This is a genomic window from Streptomyces sp. NPDC058195 (assembly GCF_042883525.1).
Lineage (GTDB): Bacteria > Actinomycetota > Actinomycetes > Streptomycetales > Streptomycetaceae > Streptomyces.
This window is the reverse complement of sequence record NZ_JBHVVM010000027.1, coordinates 19279-37783: the sequence shown is the minus strand read 5'-3', so window position 1 is coordinate 37783 and position 18505 is coordinate 19279. Positions and strand designations below refer to the sequence as shown.

The following is an 18505-nucleotide window of genomic DNA, read 5'->3' as shown; positions in this document are numbered from 1 at the left end:
ACACCGTGCGACGGTCTAGGGTTCGGCCGTCCGCCGATTGACGGGAACCCACCGGGCGGGCACCGGACCAGAAGCGACTGCGGGGCGTGCGAGGCCGGGAGGGGCAATCGTGCGCGACGCGTCTGGGGGCTTTGTCGATGGACCCGACACACCGGGGACCGGAACAGTACGGCCGGGACAACGAAGGCGCCGGGACGGGCCCCGGGCCCAGGAGACCGGTACGCGGCCAGCTGAGCCCGGACCCCGGACGGCCGACTCCGCCGCAGGCCCGTGTCGTCCGGCTCATATCGGGTGACTGCCTCCTCACCGTCAACCCGGTCGACGGCAGCGAGATCGAAGCCTGCCCGCCCGGGGAGCGCCCCGGCCCGCCCGCCCGGCGCACCGAGGCCGGGCGCACCGGCCGTGAACGCGCCGCCGCACCGCCCGTGCCCCCGGGCCCGCCCTCCCCGCAGCTGCCCCTCCTGGAGCGTGCGGGGGAGCGCGAGCGGCTGGTGCGCCTGCTCACCCAGGGCCGCTCGGTGCGGCTCACCGGACCGGGGGGCTCCGGCCGTACGGCGCTGCTGGACGCCGTCGCCGCCGACTGCGCCGACCTGGCCCCCGACGGCGTCGTACGCCTCAGCGGCTGCAAGCGCACCGCCACCGACCTCCTGTACGCCCTCTACGACGCGGTCCACGACGCACCGGATCACCGCCCCGACCGGGCCCAGCTGCTGGACGCGGTCCGCCGCATCGGCGCCGTCGTGCTCCTGGACGACCTGGAGTTCGGCGGCACCGCGCTGGAAGAGCTCCTCGACGCCACCCCGGAGTGCGCCTTCCTGTTCGCGACGGTGCCCGATGTCGCCGCGCCCACCACGGACTCCCAGCTCGAAGAGGTCTTCCTGGCGGGCCTCGGCCGCGGAGCCGCCGTCGAGCTGCTGGAGCGGGCCGTCGAGCGCCCGCTCACCGAGGACGAGCGGAACTGGGCGGGCGACCTCTGGTTCGAGTCCGAGGGCCTGCCGCTGCGCTTCGTCCAGGCCGGGGCCCTGCTGCGCCAGCGCGACCTGCTGCGCGCCGACCCCGAGCCGTGCGGCCAGGACGGCCCGCCGCAGGACGTCCCGTTCGGGCACGACCCGGACGTCGACGGCGTCCACATACCGCTGCCCAGCCTCGGGGAGGGTGCGGCACCGGCCGCCCTGCTCGCCTCCCGGCTCAGCGGGACCGCCCGCGACACCCTGCGCTTCGCGGTGGCGCTCGGCGGCGAGGTGCCGCACCAGGCCCACCTTCCGGCCCTGACCGGGGACACCCACGCGGACGCCGCGCTCGGCGAGCTGGCCGGCTGCGGGCTGCTCTCCCCGGCCGGGCCCCGCTACCGGCTGGCCGCCGGAGTGGTGACCCAGCTGGAGGCCGCCGGGTACGGCGACGGCGCTGCCGAGCGCGCGCGGACCGTGGCCCAGCACTACGCCTGGTGGGCCGGGCACCCCTCGGTCACCCCCGAGCGGGTGACGGCCGAGGCGGACGCGGTCCTCGCGGCGATGGCCCAGCTGGTGCCCGGGGACGGGGCCGGACAGACCAGCGTGGCCGTGCTGCTGGCCCGCAGCGCCGCCCCGGCCTTCGCGGCGGGGCTGCACTGGGGAACCTGGGAGCGGGCGCTGCGGATCGGCCAGGAGGCGGCCAGGATCGCCGGGGAGGTCGCCGAGGAGGCGTACTTCCACCACGAGCTGGGCGTGCTCGCGCTCCTCACCGGGAACCCCGACCGGGCCAGGGCCGAGCTGGAGACCTCGATCGGCATGCGCGGGGCGCTCGCCGACAAGTCCGGCGCGGTCGCCGGGCGGCGGGCCCTCGCCCTGGTCGCGGACCGCGCCGGCGGCCCGCTGCCGGTGATCCTCACCCCGCCGGAAGGGGAGCTCCCGGCCGCCGTCACGGCCCCGCTGCCCGCCGTGGCGTCCCACGCCGGGGAGCCGGCCACCCGTGTGACGCCCGTCGTGGGGCAGACCCCGGCCCGGCCGTACGGGACCGGCGGGGCCATGCCGCGGCGGAACGCCCCCAAGGCCCCGGCCGGACCGGGGAAGGGCCGCTTCGCGCTGCTCGCCGGGGCCCGCCGCAATCTGGTCGCCACCGTCGCGGGCATCCTGCTGACCGGGGTGCTCGGCACCGTGGTGGCCCTCGGGCTGACCTCCGGTGACGATGGCCAGGGCAACCAGGACGTCACGACCGAGCAGACGCAGAGCCAGGAGGACGGCGAGGAGGAGGCCCCGGACGACAGCCCGGCGGACGGCTCCACGTCCGGCGGCCCGGCCTCCGACGGCAGCGTCACCCCCGGCCCGTCCGGCAGCGGCACCACGCCCAGCGGCAGCGCCGACCCGTCCACCAGCCCCACCGGACCGAGCGGCTCCCCGTCGTCGGACACCCCCTCCAGCACCCCGCCGTCCTCGCACAAGCCGTCCGGGCCGCAGAGCACGACGACGTCGCCCTCGTCGCCGAAGCCGCCCAGCCCGACCCCCACGGAGACGGAGTCGGAGTCCCCGACCCCCACGGACACGGCCACCGAGCCGGACCCGTCCTCGCCGGACATCTCCGACGCGGCGAGCGGCCCCTCCTCGGCATCGGCACCGGCCGACGCGGACGGGGAACCGGAGATCGCCTAGGAAGCCTCCGGGGCCGCCTCCGGCACGGCGTACGGGCGGAGGACCATCAGCGCGTCCTCCGCGGTCGCCACCATCGCGAAGGAGAACCGGTCGAGTTCGAGGCAGAGGGCGACGTCGTCGGGGTGGGCGCCCCGGCGTACGCCCCCCGTCAGCTCGGCGGCGGCGCGCGACGTGGCGCCGCGTCGGAGGTATCCGGCCGGGTCCGTCGCGGCCCCGGCGGCCCTGCGGGCGATGTACTGGGCGCAGGCCAGGTCTTCGTCGGCCCGCCCGTCCTCGCCCGTGACCACGTACGTGACGCTGTCGCCGCCGCGCTCCCGCAGCACCCGGGCCGTGGCCTCCGCCACCACGAAACCGGCGCACAGCACCAGCGACGCGTCCCGCACCGCGAGGGCGCCGACCGTCCCCGCCGTGGTCTTCTGCACGACGGTGCGCCCGTCGAGGTCGGCAGAGCGCAGCAGCCCCGGTGAGTTGACCAGGTCGAACCCGGGCGCGGGCGGGCCGTCCTTGAGCGCCGCCCACTGCGGATGGCGGGCCTTGAGCGCCCGTGCGTCCTCCAGCGACCCGGCGAGCACGATCTTCTCGGCCCCCCGGGCGAAGGCCCAGGCGGCCACCGTGTACGCGCGCATGACATCGACGACGACCGCCACGGACGGGGTGTGGTCCAGCTCGGGTATGCCGAGGAATCGAGAGTCCATCCGGGCATCATGAACCACGCCCGCCCCTCGACGGGAGCGGGCGTGGATCATGCCGGAGGTCTCAGGGACTCAGAACAGGCGCAGCTTGTCGTCCTCGATGCCGCGCAGTGCGTCGTAGTCGAGTACGACGCAGCCGATCCCGCGGTCCGTCGCCAGCACCCGCGCCTGGGGCTTGATCTCCTGTGCCGCGAAGATGCCGCGCACCGGGGCGAGATGGGGATCGCGGTTGAGCAGCTCCAGATAGCGGGTCAGCTGCTCCACGCCGTCGATGTCGCCACGCCGCTTCAGCTCCACCGCGACGGTCTGGCCGTCGGAGTCCCGGCACAGGATGTCGACCGGGCCGATGGCGGTGAAGTACTCCCGGCGGATCAGGGTGTAGCCCTCGCCGAGGGTCTCGATCCGGTCGGCGAGCAGTTCCTGGAGGTGTGCCTCGACGCCGTCCTTGATGAGGCCCGGGTCCACTCCCAGCTCGTGGGACGAGTCGTGGAGGATCTCCTCCATCGTGATGATCAGTTTCTCGCCCGCCTTGTTCACCACGGTCCAGACACCCGTGCTGTCGCCGGTGCCTTCCTTGAGGGTGCAGGGAGGTGACATCCAGTTGAGTGGTTTGTACGCCCTGTCGTCGGCGTGGATCGACACACTCCCGTCGGCCTTCACGAGGATCAGGCGAGGAGCGGAGGGCAGGTGGGCCGTGAGCCGGCCGGCGTAGTCCACGGAACAGCGGGCGATGACGAGACGCATGGTCGGCAACGCTACTCGACGGGAGGGGCTCCACGCGATTCTCCCCCGTCACACCCGTCTCCTCGGCCACTGCCGCGCAGCACGGTTCGGGCTTGCCCCTCTTTGCGTGCCTTCGTTATTGGCCGGTTGTGTTCCCAATCTCCTGGTGCGGGCCGGACTGCACCCTTACCGTGGAAGCAGGAGGTCGTCGCGCGTGTACGGTGCGTCGCCGCTCTCCTTCCCAGCCCGTAAGGCCCCGGCCCGGCGCCGGGGCCGCGAGAGGAGAACCCCATGTCGCTCGACGTCTCACCGGCGCTGTTGGAACAGGCCGAGCGAGGCGAGGTCGACGAAGCCGACTTCGTCGACTGCGTCCGGACCTCCCTGCCCTACGCATGGGAGATGATCAGTTCGTTGGTGGCTCAGCTGAAGGTGGACGGCGGGGAGTTCGCCGACAACCAGACGCCGCCGCCCAACGAGCAGGCGCGCGGCCAGTTGCTGCGCGCCCTTGCGAGCGACGCGATCCGCGGTGCGCTCCAGCGGCACTTCGGGGTGCGTCTGGCATTCCAGAACTGCCACCGCGTGGCGGTGTTCCCGCTGGACGCCTCGGCCGACGACCGGCTGGCCCGATTCACCTCGGTGCGGGGCCAGTTGCTCAACCAGTCGCCGGTGCTGCGGGACTGCTGACGGCGGCTGCCGTTCCGGGCCGCGGTGGCGCGACCGGTTCCGGGGCGGCAGCTCCGTACCTCCGGCGGATCCCTGGTCCCGGGGGAGGCGCCCCATGCCTCCAAGGGAGTGTCAGGTGAGCAGCGGGAGCACCTCGGTGCCCAGCCGCGTCACGTTCTCCTCCGTGCCCGCGAGCTCTCCCGACCCCTCCACCAGCAGCGCGAAGCGGGTGATGCCGGTGCGCTCGGCGGTGGCGGCGAGCCGGTCGGCGGCACGTCGCGGCGGGCCGACCGGATGCAGGCCGCACAACAGCTCCGTGTACGCGACCGGGTCGCGCATCACCCGGTGGCGGCCGTCGACCGTCACATGGGCCCCCAGCCCCTGGCGGAGCCAGCCCGGCATCGCCTTCACCAGCGTCTCCACCGCGTCCTCGGGGCGGTCGGCGATCTGGGCCACCCCGGCGGAGACGTGTCCGGCCGCCCGGACGCGCTCCGGTGGGTGGCCCGCGGCCAGCGCGGTGGAGCGCCAGAGCGCCACCATGTCCGCCTTCTCCTGGTCCCCGCAGTGCATCCCGAGCAGCATCGGCAGCCCCTGCTCCGCGGCGAGCCGCACCGTCCCCGGCGAGGTGCACGCGACGACCACCTCGGGACCGGGGACGCCCTCCCCGTCGTCCGTCAGCAGCTCGTCGGCGCGGGGGACCACGGCGACCTCGCGGAAGGCGTACCGCTCGCCGCGTCCGGCCACCCGGGGCTCGCGCAGCCAGTCGAGCAGCAGCCCCAGGGAATCCGGGAAGCCCTTCTCGTACGCCTCCAGGCCCCCGCCGAACACCTCCAGGTCCACCCAGGGCCCGCCCCGGCCGACGCCGAGGCTGAACCGGCCGCCGCTGGTGAGGTGGAGCAGGGCGGCCTGCTCGCCCAGCGTCACCGGATGCTGGGTCGGCAGCACGCTCACCGCCGTGCCCACCCGGATTCTGCGGGTGCGGCCGAGGAGCAGCCCGGCCAGCGTGACGGCGGACGGGCAGGCCCCGTACGGCACGAAGTGGTGCTCCGCCAGCCAGACCGAGTCCAGCCCGGACTCCTCCGCGACCTCGGTGGACCGGATCGCGCGGTGCAGCGCCTCCGCCGCCCCCTGCCCCGGAAACTGGGCCGCCAGTACGAACGTTCCCACGCGCATCGCCAATTGCCTCCTTGTGGCCGACGCGGCTCTCCCCTGTAGAGCAACAACGTCCGACACGTGCCAAGGGCACGGGCCTGGGGCAAGTTGTTGCGATTTTCCGGTAACTCACCCTCTTTGACGGGTCCGCCCGTGCGGCACCGGGCCTCGGGTCCGCCGAATGGCCCTACGCTGGACGGGAACCGTCCGGACTGCCCTGAGAGGTGTACACGTGTCCCCGCGCCGCAACCGCCCCCGAGGCGGCGAGAGTCCTCACGACAGCACCGCGGAGCCGGGGGGCCGGTACGGGGGCGGCGGACACGCCGAGGAGTGGCGGGGCGAGGAGTGGTCGGTCCGCCCGGTCAGCGGCGCGAGCGCGGCCGGGAAGCGCTACCGCTGTCCCGGCTGTGACCAGGAGATCCCGCCCGGTACGCCGCACCTGGTGGCCTGGTCCGCGTACGCGGGGATCGATGACCGCAGGCACTGGCACAAGGCCTGCTGGAACGCGAAGGACCGCCGCACCACACAGGTGCAGCGGTCCAGGAACGCGCCTCGGTACTGAGGGGCCTTTGGTGCCGGCCGCGGCGTCGCGGCCGTGTGTCCGGTACCCCCGGGGTCACACGTCCCGGCGGTCCAGGGAGAGGAACGCACCGAACAGGGCCACCACCGTGAGGCCCAGCATGATCCAGAGCGGCTCCCAGCCGGACGGCCCGGAATCGATGGCCGACGTCTCGTAGAAGACGCTGAGCTGGTTGGGGATCGAGTACTCGAAGAGCCACATCCGCAGGTCTTCGAGCGACTGCGCGAGCATGAACATGGCCATCACCAGCGGCAGCAGCACCACGCCGATCATGATGGTGATCGCCCCGGCGGAGTGCCGGATGAGGGCGCCGACCGCGAGCGAGAGCAGCCCCAGCGTGGCGATGTAGAGGCCGACCCCGACCGTCGCGCGCAGCCACGCGGCGGCGCCGGCGGCTTCGCCGCCGATAATCGCGGTCTGCAGCATCGCGACCACCGCGGTCGTCACGGTCGTGATCACGAAGGTCAGCAGGAAGAAGACGACCGCCTTCGCGGTGAGCACCCGGCCGCGGCTGGGGCAGGCGGTCAGCGTCGTGCGGATCATGCCCGTTCCGTACTCCGACGAGATGGTCAGCACCCCGAGCGTGATCACGCAGAGCGAGCCCAGCAGCACCCCGAAGAAGCCGAAGCTGAGCACCGGGGTCGAGCCGACGTCGGAGCCGGTGGCGTCGATCGCGACGGCGGCCAGCACCCCGATCCCGACCAGCAGCACGATCATCACGCCGAGTGTCCACATCGTGGAGCGGACCGAACGGATCTTGGTCCACTCGGAGGCGATCGCGTCGCCGAGGGTGGCCGCGCGCACCGGGATCGGCGAGGTGTAGACGGGCTGCGCGGCGTACTGCGGGGAGGGTGCCTGCGGGGACGGTGCCTGCGGTGTCGGCGGCGTGGTCATCGGGCGTCCTCGCTGGTGTCGTGCTTGGTCAGGTCTGCGGTGGCCGCGGCCGGGGGCGCCGCGTACGGGTTCTGTCCGGGCGGCGGAGGGGCGTACCAGTTCTGCTGCGGCGCCTCGGGGGCCGGAGGCTGTCCGTACCCCGGCTGCCCGTAGCCGTGCTGCGGCTGCGGCTGGAGCATGGCCTTCTGGTCCGTCGTCGAGCGGTAGTCGACGGCCCCCTGGGTCATCCGCATGTACGCCTCCTCCAGCGAGGCCTGGTGCGGCGAGAGCTCCCACAGCCGGACGTCGCTCTCGTGCGCCACGTCGCTGATCCGCGGCAGCGGCAGCCCGGTGACCCGCAGCCCGCCGTCCGGCTCGGACAGCACCTGCCCGCCCGCCTCGATGAGCGAGGCGGTGAGCTTCTCGCGCTCCTCGGCGGGGCCGTCGGCGACCCGGACGCGGGCGAAGTCGGCGGAGTTCGCGGAGATGAACTCGGTGACGTTCATGTCGGCGAGGAGCTGGCCCCGGCCGATCACGATGAGGTGGTCGGCGGTGAGGGCCATCTCGCTCATCAGATGGCTGGAGACGAAGACCGTACGGCCCTCGGACGCCAGCATCTTCATCAGGTTGCGGACCCAGAGGATGCCCTCGGGGTCCAGGCCGTTGACCGGTTCGTCGAAGAGCAGCACCTGCGGGTCGCCGAGCAGCGCCGCCGCGATCCCGAGCCGCTGCCCCATGCCGAGCGAGAAGCCCTTGGAACGCCTGCGTGCCACGTCCTGGAGCCCGACGACACCGAGCACCTCATCGACCCGGGCGGCCGGGATGCCGGCGAGCTGGGCGAGCGAGAGCAGATGGCTGCGGGCGCTGCGCCCGCCGTGCACCGCCTTCGCGTCCAGCAGCGCGCCCACCTGGCGCGGCGCGTTCGGCAGGGTGCGGTACGGGTGCCCGCCGATCGTCACGCTGCCCGACGTCGGCTGGTCCAGGCCGAGGATCATGCGCATCGTGGTGGACTTGCCCGACCCGTTGGGACCGAGGAATCCGGTGACGGCACCCGGCCGCACCTGGAAGGAAAGGTTGTGCACGGCCGTCTTGGCGCCATAGCGCTTCGTCAGGCCGACTGCCTCGATCATGCTTCAGCCCCATCGACTCAAACTCTGTCGTCGGGGCAGGGCCGAGTGGCCGCACGCCCCCGTAAGAGTTAAGAGGATATCGAGCCGCTGACGGTTCCGGCCAAGCTGTTACGGACGCACATCGTTCCGGGACGGACTCAGGCGTCCCGCTTCCGCAGCACCAGGTAGCCGCCGATCAGCGCGGCCACGACCCAGGCGAGCAGGATGGCGAACCCGCCCCACGGCCCGTACGGAGCCGGGTCGCTGCCCATGGCGTCGGGCACCACCTGCATGATCTTGGATCCCGCCTGGTCCGGGAAGTAGCGGGCGACCTTCTTCGCCCCCGGCACCACCGAGAGGATCTGGGACACCAGGAAGAAGAACGGCATCAGGATGCCCAGGGACAGCATGGAGCTGCGCAGCATCGTCGCCACGCCCATGGAGAAGATCCCGATCAGGCCCATGTAGAGGCCGCCGCCGATCACCGCGCGCAGCACGTGCTCCGCGCCGATGTCCGTGCGGTGGTCGCCGAGCAGCGCCTGCCCGAGGAAGAACGAGACGAAGCTGGTCGCGAGCCCCACCACCAGCGCCAGCGCCCCGGCCACCGCGACCTTGCTGAACAGGAACGCACCGCGCCGGGGCACGGCCGCCAGTGACGTACGGATCATGCCCGAGCTGTACTCCGTACCGACCACCAGCACCCCGAAGACGACCATGGCGAGCTGGCCGAGGGTCATGCCGGAGAAACTGATCAGGGTCGGGTCGAAGGTGGCGCGCTCCATCTCCGGGAGGTCGCCGAACTGGGCGTTCATCAGGGCGCAGAGCGCCGCGCTCATCGCGATGGTGACGAAGAACGCCGAGATCAGCGTCCAGACGGTCGAGGAGACCGTACGGATCTTGGTCCACTCGGAGGTCAGGACCGCGGGTACCGATGCCATCGTCGTCACGCCTCCTTGCCGTCGCCGGCCGGGCTGTCGCCGGTCCGCGCGTTCCACTGGTCGCCCCACTGCGGTCCCGCGGGCGGCGGCGCCGTGGCGTGGTCCGAGTGCGCGTGGTACTCCACGGAGCCCGCCGTCATCTGCATGAACGCGTCCTCCAGCGACGCCCGCTGGCCGCTCAGCTCGTGCAGCGTGATCCGGTGCCGCGCGGCGAGCTCGCCCAGCGCCTCGGTCGTGGCTCCGTCGACCTCCAGCATGCCGCCGCTCGTCTCGACCACGATCAGGCCCTCCCCGTGCAGTACGTCGCGCAGCCGCTCCGGCTGCGGCGAGCGCAGCCGTACGTAGCTGCGGGAGTTCTGGTGGATGAAGTCGGCCATCGATGTGTCGGCGAGCAGCTTGCCCTGGCCGATCACGATCAAGTGGTCGGCGGTGAGGGCCATTTCGCTCATCAGATGGCTGGAGACGAAGATCGTCCGGCCTTCCGCGGCGAGCGCCTTCATCAGATTGCGGATCCAGTGGATGCCCTCGGGGTCCAGGCCGTTGACCGGTTCGTCGAAGAGCAGCACCTGCGGGTCGCCGAGCAGCGCCGCCGCGATCCCGAGCCGCTGGCCCATGCCGAGCGAGAAGCCCTTCGACTTCTTCTTCGCCACCGCGGTCAGCCCCACGGTGTCCAGGACCTCCGCGACCCGGCTCTCCGGGATGCGGTTGCTCTGCGCGAGACAGAGCAGATTGTTGTACGCGCTGCGCCCGCCGTGCATCGACTTGGCGTCCAGCAGCGCCCCGATGTGCTTCAGGGGCTCGTCGAGCCGGTGGTAGGGCTTGCCGTCGATCCGCACCGAACCGCTGGTCGGGTTGTCGAGGTCGAGCATCATGCGCATGGTCGTGGACTTGCCCGCCCCGTTGGGGCCCAGAAAACCCGTCACCATTCCGGGTTTCACCCGGAAGGACAGTCGGTCGACGGCAACCTTGTTGCCGAAGCGCTTGGTGAGGCCATCGAGCTCGATCATGCGTTCACGCTAGAACGGCCGCGCGCCCGGCGCCACCACAAGGGCGGAACCGGGCGCGCGGAAGGCGTCCTGCCGAGGGGTCAGCGACCCTGCTGGGCCGGGACACCACGGGTGACCGGCTCGTCGTCGGCGGGCGTACCGGCGGCGGCGACCGCGGCACCGGTCAGCGTGGCCAGCATCTCGCGGACGTTGGTCAGCTGCGCGTTGATCGAGTCGCGGCGGTTGGTGAGCGCCGCCAGCTCGCGCTCGGATTCGCTGCGGATGCGGTCGGCCTTGGCGTTCGCGTCCGCCACGATGTCCTCGGACTGGCGCTGCGCGGTCTCCACCGTCTGACGGGCCCGGCGCTCGGCGTCCGTACGGAGCTTCTCGGCCTCCAGGCGGAGCTGCTCGGCGCGGTGCTCGATCTCGGCGAGGCGCTTCTCGGCCTTGGCCTGACGGGACGCGAGGTCGCGCTCCGACTGGTCGCGGCGCTTGGCCAGGTTGGTCTCGAAGTCCGCGGCGGCCTGGGCGGCCTTGGCGCGGGTCTCCTCGAAGAGGGCGTCCGCCTCCTCGCGCTTCTGCGAGGCGTCCTTCTGGGCCTCGGCACGCAGCGAGCCGGCCTCACCCTTGGCCTTCTCGACGATCCGTACGCCCTCGTCCTCCGCCTTCGCCTTGCGCTCGGAGGCGAACGTCTCGGCGTCGTTGCGCACCTGCTGGGCGGCGGACTCGGCGAGCTCGCGGTGCTGCTCGGCGCCGCGACGGGCCTCCTCACGCAGGTCCTTCGCCTCCTCCTCGGCCAGCCGGAGGATCTTCTCTACGCGAGCCCCGAGACCGGCGTACGACGGCTCCGCGTCGCTCACCTGGGCCTGGGCGTTCTGCGTCTCGAGGTGAAGCTCCTCGATGCGCTTTTCCAGAGACGTGATGCGGGTCAGGGCACTATCACGGTCGGCGACGAGCTTGGTAATGCGGTCATCCACCTGACCGCGGTCGTATCCACGTCGCACGAGTTCGAAGCCGAAGGGGGAGGAAGGGTCGCTCATGGGGTTCCTGTCGGATGAGACCGGTGAGGTGTTATAGGGGGAATCCTAGGGGCCGAAACGGCGTGTCATCGAGTGGATGCCTTTTTGATCTGGAGAATGACACCTCTTTTGAGTGGCCGACCCGCGCATCCCTTGCCACCCGGGTGCGCGGCGGTCCGGTCGGAACATGTGAACGGATCTAGCTCTCCGAGGACTTTCCACCTGATCGAGTGCCGGAGCTGGCCCCGGCCTTGACCCCGCCGGAGGAACTGCCCGCTCCCTTGCCGCCGCCCCCCGGCGTCTCGAAGGACTCCAGGGCCTCCAGCACGTCCTGGACACGGGAGATCTCGGTGTTGATGTCCGCGCGGCGACGCACCAGCAGATCGAGCTCGCGCTGCCCCTCCTCGACCGTCCGCTTCGCCTCGGCCTCGGCGTCGGCGTGCAGCTTCTCGGCCTCGCGGACCAGCGTGGACTTCTTCTGCTCGGCTTCCTTCAGCAGCGACTCGGCCCGCTTCACCGCGGCGATCCGGACCTTGCTCGCCTCCGAATTGGCGTTCGCCAGCAGCTCCTTCGCCTTGGCGTCGGCCTCCTCGCGCTGCTCCGTGGCCGCCTTCATCAGGTTGTCGACGCGCTCGCCCGCCGTCTTCATCTGCTCGGCGGTCTCCCGCCGGGCCCGGTCGTGCAGCTCCTCGATCTCGCCCTCCAGGCGGGCCCGCAGCTCCTCGGCCCGCTCCCGGATCGCGGTCGCGTCCCGGCGCGCGCCGACCAGCAGCTCGTCCGCGTCCGTACGGGCCCGCTCCACCAGGGAGTTGCCCTCGACGGTCGCCTCCGACGTGATCCGCACGGCCTCCTTGCGGGCCGCGCCGACCATGGTGTCGGCCTGCTTCTCGGCCTCGGTGGCGGCGCGCAGCGCCTCCTCGCGGGCCTTCTCGACGAGCTGGTCCGCCTGCTCCGCCGCGTCGGCACGGCGCTTCGCCGCGGCCTCCCGCGCCTCGTCGAGCAGCCGGTCCGCCTCCTCGCGGGCCTCGGCGCGCAGATGCTCGGCCGCCGCCTCCGCCTCGGTACGGACCCGCTCCGCCTCCTCGCGGGTGCGGGCCGCGTGCTCCTGGGCCGAGCCGACGGTGGCCGCCGCCTCCGCCCGCAGCCGCTCGGCCTCGTCCGCGGCCTCGCCCGACAGCCGGGCCGCCTGCTGGGTGGCCTCCTCGACCAGTCCGGCCGCCTGCTGCGTGGCCTCCTCGACGAGCCGGGTGGACTCGCCTGTCGCCTCGCCGACGAGCCGGGTGGACTCGCTCGTCGCCTCGCCGACCAGCCGGTCGGCCTGGGTCGCGGCGTCGGACCGCATCCGGTTGGCGTCCTCGCGGGCCTCGGCACGGCTCCGCGCGGCGTCCTGCTCGGCCGAGGCCAGGGCGTCGGACGCCTCGGTACGCATCCGCTGGCTGTACTCGGCGGTGTCCGCCCGCAGCCGCTCCGCCTCGGCGATCGAATCGGCGACGGTCCGCTCGGCCATGGCCTTCGCGGCCTCGGCCTCCTCCCGCGCCTCCTCACGGACCCGGGCCGCGTCCTGACCGGCCCGCTCCCGTTCGGCGTGCGCGTCGGCGCGGACCCGGTCCGCCTCCTCCTGCGCCTCGGACTTCGTCCGCTCCGCGGCGTGCTCGGCGGCCGAACGCAGCCCGGTGATCTCGGCCTCGGCCTGCTCCTGGAGCCCGCTGACCGAATCCCGCACCTGCTGGGCGGTCTGCTCCGCCGAGGTGACCAGCTCGGTCGCCCGGGTGTCCGCCTCCTCGACCAGCCGCTGCGACTCGGCCTGCGCCTCCTCGACCCGCTTACGGGCCGAGGCCAGCAGCTCCTCGCTCTGCTCGCGGGCCCGCTCGCGCTCCTGGTTCGCCTCGGTACGCGCCGCGTCGAGGGTCTCGGAGGACTCCCGGCGGCGCCGGTTCGCCTCCTCCTGCGCGGCGGCCAGTGCCTCGGCCGCCTCGGTGCCCACCCGCTCCGCGGCGGCGGCAGCCTCGGCGCGCAGCCGGTCCGCCGCCTCCTGGGCCTCGGACTTGAGCCGCTCGGCCTCCGTCGCGGCCTCGGTGCGCAGCCGTACGGCGACGGACTCGCCCTCCGCCCGCGCCTGCGAGGCGTCCGAAGCGGCCTCGTCGCGCAGCCGTTCGGCCTCCGCCTCGGCCTGCTCGCGCAGCGCACGGGCGCGCTCGGCGGCCTCGGTGCGCAGCCGCTCGGACTCCTCGCCGGTCTCGCGCCGGAGGCGCTCCGCCTCGGCGCGGGTGTCGGTGAGCGTCTGCTCGGCCGTGGCGACCTTGGTCTCCGCCTCGGTGCGCAGCCGGGCCAGCTCCTCGGCGGCCTCCGACTGCCGGGCCGCGACCGCGCGTTCGGTCTCCTCGCGCAGCCGGGCCGCCGCCTCCTCGGCCGCGGTGGTGGTGGAGGACGCCTGCTCCTCGGCCTCCGTGCGCAGCTCATCGGCCTCGGCGCGGGAGCGCTCCAGGGCCTCCTCGGCCTGCCTGCGCAGCGTCCCGGCGCGCTCGGCCGCCTCGGTGCGGACCCGCTCGCTCTCGGTGCTCGCGGTACCGCGCAGCTCCTCCGCGTCGGCCTTCGCCTTGGCCAGCAGCTCCTCGGCGGTCTTCGCGCCCTCCTCGATCTGCTGGAGGGCCTCGCGGCGTGCCTCGCCGCGGATGCGCTCGCCCTCGGCGACCGCCTCGGAGCGCAGCTGCTCGGCCTCGCCGCGCAGCCGCCGCGCCTCCTCCTGGAGCTCGACCGTCTTGGCCCGGTACTCCTTGGTGTCGTCCTTGGCGGCGCCCTTGAGCTGGTCGGCCTGCTCGGCGGCCTCGCCGCGCAGCCGGTCCGCCTCCGCCTCCGCCTCGCGGCGGATGCGCTCGGCCTCCTCGCCCGCCGCGCGGGTGGTGGACCGCGCGTCCTCGGACGCCTTGGTCAGCACCTCCTCGGCGCTCCGGGCGGCCTTGGTGAGCTGGGCCGCGGCGTCCTCGGCGGCGGCGGTGCGGGCCTTCTCGGCGGCCTCGGACTTCAGCCGGTCGGCCTCGCCGCGGGCGTCGGCGAGCGCCTGCTCGGCCTCCGCCTTCAGCTTCTCGGCCTCCTTGGTGGCCTCGCCGACCAGCCGGGCGATCTCCGACCTGGCGGTACGGGTGCGCTGGTCGTTCTCCGATTCGGCGGCGGCCAGCCGCTTGACCGCGGCCTCCTTCGCCTCGGCGGAGACCTTCTCGGCCGCCAGCCGGGCCTCGCGCAGCTGGGTCTCGGCCTCCTGCATGCGCTGCTCGGCCGCCCGGCTCAGCTCGGCGGTCCGCTGCCGGGTCTGCTCGGTCTCGGCCGACGTCGACGTACGCAGCTGTTCCGCGTGGCTGGTGGCCTCGCGCGCCTGGGCGGAGGCCGTGTCCAGGAGCCGCTCGGCCTCCTTGCGGGCGCGCAGCAGGATCGTCTCGGCTTCGGCGCGGGCCGTCTGGGCCTCGGAGCCGGCCCGCTGCCGGGTCTCCTCCGCGAGCCGGGCCGCCTCGGTGCGGGCCGCTGTCAGGGACTGCTCGGCCTCCGCTCGGGACTCCTCCAGCAGCCGGCGGGCCTGGGACTCCGTACGGGCGCGCAGCTGCTCGGCCCAGGCGACGTTCTCGTTGACGTGCGACTCGACGGTCTGGCGGCGCTCCGCGAGCTCCTGGTCGAGCTGCTGGCGCCGCTGCACGGCCTCGTTGTGCAGCTCGGCCTGGAGCCGCGCCTGGTGCTCGGCGTGCTCCTGGAGGATGCGCTGTGTCTGTGCCCGGACCTCGCGCAGCTCCCGCTCGGCGTCGGTCCGCAGCTGGTCCGCCTGGACCTGCGCGTTGCGGAGCATCTGCTCGGCCTGGTAGCCGAGGTCCGCACTGTCGTACGCAGGACGGCTGGCGAGATTGCGCCGAGCCTCGTGCAGCTTGGCGCGCAAGACCTCGACCTGGTAACCGAGGTCCTCGGCGTGCTGGACGGCCTTCTCACGGTCGGTCTTCAGCCGGTCCATCTCGGCCTCGAACCGCGAGAGATGGTCGTCTTCAGCTCGGTGGCTCTCCTGGCGTTCGTAGCCCCGCACTGCGCGGTCCCATCCTTCCCCGAGCTCTCAACTTCGTTCGAGCAGGGGAGACCCCAACCCTGGTCGCAACTCTCCAACGAGTACCGTTCACCGGCGAACGGCCCCCCGGGGAATGGTGACAGATCAACGGCTGGGGACGTGGTGCGGCCCCGGCCCGGCCCCGGCCCGGAACAGCCCACTCTACCGGGCCAGGTATCCGGAGGTCAGTGCTCCGCTGCGGACGTGACCAGTTCGGTGAGGACTCCGTGGCAGTCCTTGGGGTGCAGGAAGGTGATCCTGGAGCCCATCGAACCGGTCCGGGGCTCGTCGTACAGCACCCGGACGCCCTTGTCCCGGATCGCCGCGGAATCCCCGTCCACGTCGGCGGTGCCGAAGGCGATGTGGTGGACCCCCTCGCCGTTCTTCGCCAGCCATTTGCCCACGGCGGAGTCCTCCCGGGTCGGCTCCAGGAGCTGGAGGTAGGAGGCGCCCCCGTCGGACGTATCGTTGATCTTGAGCATGGCTTCCCGTACGCCCTGCTCCTCGTTGATCTCGGAGTGGAAGACCTCGAACCCGTACGTCGAGCGGTAGAACTCGACCGTCCGGTCCAGGTCGAAACAGGCGATTCCGATGTGATCGATGCGCGTCAGCATGGAACCAGTGCAGCGCCGTCCGCATGGTTACGCAACGTGCGCGCCGTCACACCCGCTGCCGGATGACGGGCGGGGGACCGCTCAGTACATTCAAGTAAACCCTCGTTCACTTCTCACCCAAGGGGCGCTCCTCATGTCTGGAACGACCGACACCACCTCTGTGATCGTCGCGGGCGCGCGTACGCCCATGGGCCGCCTCCTCGGCTCGCTGAAGAGCTTCTCCGGGGCCGATCTCGGCGGCATCGCCATCAAGGCCGCGCTGGACCGGGCCGGTATCGGCGGAGACCAGGTCGAGTACGTGATCATGGGGCAGGTGCTCCAGGCCGGTGCGGGCCAGATCCCGGCCCGCCAGGCCGCGGTCAAGGCGGGCATCCCGATGAACGTCCCCGCGCTCACCGTGAACAAGGTCTGCCTGTCCGGGCTCGACGCCATCGCCCTGGCCGACCAGCTGATCCGCGCGGGCGAGTTCGAGGTGGTCGTCGCGGGCGGACAGGAGTCCATGACCAACGCCCCGCACCTGCTCCCGAAGTCCCGCGAGGGCCACAAGTACGGGGCGATCGAGATGCTCGACTCGATGGCGCACGACGGGCTGACCGACGCCTTCGAGAACATCGCGATGGGCGAGTCCACCGAGAAGCACAACACCCGCCTCGGGCTGACCCGCGCCGACCAGGACGAGATCGCCGCGCTCTCCCACCAGCGCGCCGCCGCCGCCCAGAAGAACGGGGTCTTCGAGGCCGAGATCACCCCGGTCGAGATCCCGCAGCGCAAGGGCGACCCGGTCCTCTTCTCCAAGGACGAGGGCATCCGCCCGGAGACCACCGCGGAGTCCCTGGGCAAGCTGCGGCCGGCCTTCGCCAAGGACGGCACGATCACCGCGGGCACCTCCTCGCAGATCTCCGACGGCGCGGCCGCGGTCGTCGTCATGAGCAAGGCCAAGGCCCAGGAGCTGGGCCTGGACTGGATCGCCGAGATCGGCGCCCACGGCAACGTGGCCGGTCCGGACAACTCGCTCCAGTCGCAGCCGTCCCACGCGATCCTGCACGCCCTGAAGAAGGAGGGCCTGGAGGTCGCCGACCTGGACCTGATCGAGATCAACGAGGCCTTCGCGGCCGTGGCCGTCCAGTCCATGAAGGACCTGGGCGTCACCCCGGAGAAGGTCAACGTCAACGGCGGCGCCATCGCGCTCGGCCACCCGATCGGCATGTCCGGCGCCCGGGTCGTCCTGCACCTGGCGCTGGAGCTGAAGCGGCGCGGCGGCGGTGTCGGCGCGGCGGCGCTGTGCGGCGGCGGCGGCCAGGGCGACGCGCTGATCGTCCGCGTCCCGGGCAAGTAGACAAGCAGCGGTACGCAACGAGTGAACGGAGCGGTGATGGTGGACGTCCCCACCCTGGTGGAGCAGGCACGTGCGGGCCGGCCGCGGGCTGTGGCCCGGCTCATCTCCCTGGTGGAGGGGGCGTCCCCCCAACTGCGCGAGGTGATGGCGGCGCTGGCGCCGCTGACCGGCAACGCCTACGTGGTCGGCCTGACCGGATCGCCGGGGGTCGGCAAGTCGACCTCGACGTCGGCGCTCGTCTCGGCGTACCGGCGGGCCGGGAAGCGGGTCGGCGTCCTCGCCGTCGACCCCTCCTCGCCGTTCTCCGGCGGGGCGCTGCTCGGCGACCGGGTCCGGATGTCGGAGCACGCCTCCGATCCGGGCGTCTACATCCGCTCCATGGCCACCCGCGGCCATCTGGGCGGGCTCGCCTGGTCGGCACCGCAGGCCATCCGGGTGCTGGACGCGGCGGGCTGCGAGGTGATCCTGGTGGAGACGGTCGGGGTCGGCCAGTCGGAGGTGGAGATCGCCTCCCAGGCCGACACCTCCGTCGTCCTGCTGGCGCCCGGCATGGGCGACGGCATCCAGGCGGCGAAGGCCGGAATCCTGGAGATCGGCGACGTGTACGTGGTCAACAAGGCCGACCGGGACGGCGCGGACGCCACCGCCCGCGAGCTCAACCACATGCTGGGCCTGGGCGAGGCCCGCGGCCCCGGCGACTGGCGGCCGCCCATCGTCAGGACGGTCGCCGCCCGGGGCGAGGGCATCGACGAGGTCGTCGAGGCGCTGGAGAAGCACCGGGCCTGGATGGAGGAGCACGGCGTGCTCGCCGAGAGGCGCCGGGCCCGTGCCGCACGCGAGGTCGAGACCATCGCCGTCACGAGGCTGCGCGAGCGCATCGGCGACCTGCACGGCGACCGCCACCTCGACGCGCTCGCCGAGCGCATCGTGGCCGGTGGCCTCGACCCGTACGCCGCCGCCGACGAACTGGTCGCGGGGCTCACCGACGGGTCCTGACCCGGCCGGACGGCACCGGGGCGGGGACGGCGTGCGGGCCGCCCCCGCCCCGGTGCGTCCCGCGTGCCCCGGCCCTCGCGCCCCGCGCTCCTCCGGCGCCGCCCCGCATGACGTGTCCGTGG

15 protein-coding genes are annotated in these 18505 nt (G+C 73.0%); 5 read left to right on the top strand and 10 right to left on the bottom strand.

Annotated features, from left to right (window positions below; all coding sequences use genetic code 11):
• Window positions 1–137: 137 nt before the first annotated feature.
• Window positions 138–2624, top strand: coding sequence for an ATP-binding protein (locus tag ACFVWY_RS27705; protein ID WP_389877220.1), 2487 nt, complete (start codon window positions 138–140; stop codon window positions 2622–2624).
• On the opposite strand, the gene ACFVWY_RS27700 is transcribed toward ACFVWY_RS27705, so the two are convergent.
• Together ACFVWY_RS27700 and nucS are read right to left on the bottom strand one after the other, a co-directional pair.
• Window positions 2621–3319 carry a 2-phosphosulfolactate phosphatase gene (locus ACFVWY_RS27700; protein WP_389877219.1) on the bottom strand — a complete coding sequence of 233 codons (699 nt, stop codon included), beginning with the start codon at window positions 3317–3319 and terminating at the stop codon, window positions 2621–2623. The genes ACFVWY_RS27705 and ACFVWY_RS27700 overlap by 4 nt on opposite strands.
• Before the next feature lie 69 nt (window positions 3320–3388).
• Window positions 3389–4060 carry an endonuclease NucS gene (nucS, locus tag ACFVWY_RS27695; protein WP_389877218.1) on the bottom strand — a complete coding sequence of 224 codons (672 nt, stop codon included), beginning with the start codon at window positions 4058–4060 and terminating at the stop codon, window positions 3389–3391.
• Window positions 4061–4330: 270 nt separating this feature from the next.
• On the opposite strand from nucS, the gene ACFVWY_RS27690 reads away from it, so the two are divergent.
• A complete protein-coding gene (locus tag ACFVWY_RS27690) occupies window positions 4331–4723 on the top strand; it encodes an SCO5389 family protein (RefSeq protein ID WP_389877217.1) in 393 nt (130 codons plus the stop codon).
• Between the two features lie 111 nt (window positions 4724–4834).
• Here the strand turns inward: ACFVWY_RS27690 and ACFVWY_RS27685 are convergent, their stop codons facing one another.
• Entirely contained in the window at window positions 4835–5875 is a 1041-nt protein-coding gene (locus ACFVWY_RS27685) for an LLM class flavin-dependent oxidoreductase (RefSeq protein WP_389877216.1), read from the bottom strand.
• Window positions 5876–6086: 211 nt separating this feature from the next.
• Here ACFVWY_RS27685 and ACFVWY_RS27680 point away from each other — a divergent pair, with 211 nt between their 5' ends.
• On the top strand, window positions 6087–6416 hold the full coding sequence (locus tag ACFVWY_RS27680; RefSeq protein WP_389877215.1) for an ATP/GTP-binding protein: 330 nt from the start codon (window positions 6087–6089) through the stop codon (window positions 6414–6416).
• Window positions 6417–6470: 54 nt separating this feature from the next.
• On the opposite strand, the gene ACFVWY_RS27675 is transcribed toward ACFVWY_RS27680, so the two are convergent.
• The 7 genes from ACFVWY_RS27675 to mce all read right to left on the bottom strand — a co-directional run bounded on the left by ACFVWY_RS27675 (window position 6471) and on the right by mce (window position 16051).
• Complete coding sequence (locus tag ACFVWY_RS27675) at window positions 6471–7328, bottom strand: ABC transporter permease subunit (protein WP_389877214.1); 858 nt, start codon at window positions 7326–7328, stop codon at window positions 6471–6473.
• A complete protein-coding gene (locus ACFVWY_RS27670; RefSeq protein ID WP_389877213.1) occupies window positions 7325–8437 on the bottom strand; it encodes an ATP-binding cassette domain-containing protein in 1113 nt (370 codons plus the stop codon). The genes ACFVWY_RS27675 and ACFVWY_RS27670 overlap by 4 nt, the downstream gene beginning before the upstream one ends.
• Window positions 8438–8574: 137 nt before the next feature.
• Window positions 8575–9354, bottom strand: coding sequence for an ABC transporter permease subunit (locus ACFVWY_RS27665; RefSeq protein ID WP_389877211.1), 780 nt, complete (start codon window positions 9352–9354; stop codon window positions 8575–8577).
• A 5-nt stretch (window positions 9355–9359) separates the two neighbouring features.
• Window positions 9360–10361 carry an ABC transporter ATP-binding protein gene (locus ACFVWY_RS27660; RefSeq protein ID WP_389877210.1) on the bottom strand — a complete coding sequence of 334 codons (1002 nt, stop codon included), beginning with the start codon at window positions 10359–10361 and terminating at the stop codon, window positions 9360–9362.
• Window positions 10362–10441: 80 nt separating this feature from the next.
• Window positions 10442–11380 carry a cellulose-binding protein gene (locus tag ACFVWY_RS27655; RefSeq protein WP_389877209.1) on the bottom strand — a complete coding sequence of 313 codons (939 nt, stop codon included), beginning with the start codon at window positions 11378–11380 and terminating at the stop codon, window positions 10442–10444.
• Between the two features lie 178 nt (window positions 11381–11558).
• On the bottom strand, window positions 11559–15419 hold the full coding sequence (scy, locus tag ACFVWY_RS27650; protein ID WP_389877207.1) for a polarized growth protein Scy: 3861 nt from the start codon (window positions 15417–15419) through the stop codon (window positions 11559–11561).
• A 203-nt stretch (window positions 15420–15622) separates the two neighbouring features.
• Window positions 15623–16051, bottom strand: a complete 429-nt coding sequence (mce, locus tag ACFVWY_RS27645; protein ID WP_389877206.1) for a methylmalonyl-CoA epimerase — start codon at window positions 16049–16051, stop codon at window positions 15623–15625.
• Between the two features lie 133 nt (window positions 16052–16184).
• On the opposite strand from mce, the gene ACFVWY_RS27640 reads away from it, so the two are divergent.
• Complete coding sequence (locus ACFVWY_RS27640; RefSeq protein ID WP_389877204.1) at window positions 16185–17387, top strand: acetyl-CoA C-acetyltransferase; 1203 nt, start codon at window positions 16185–16187, stop codon at window positions 17385–17387.
• A gap of 36 nt (window positions 17388–17423) precedes the next feature.
• On the top strand, window positions 17424–18383 hold the full coding sequence (gene meaB / locus ACFVWY_RS27635; RefSeq protein ID WP_389877202.1) for a methylmalonyl Co-A mutase-associated GTPase MeaB: 960 nt from the start codon (window positions 17424–17426) through the stop codon (window positions 18381–18383).
• Window positions 18384–18505 lie beyond the last annotated feature (122 nt).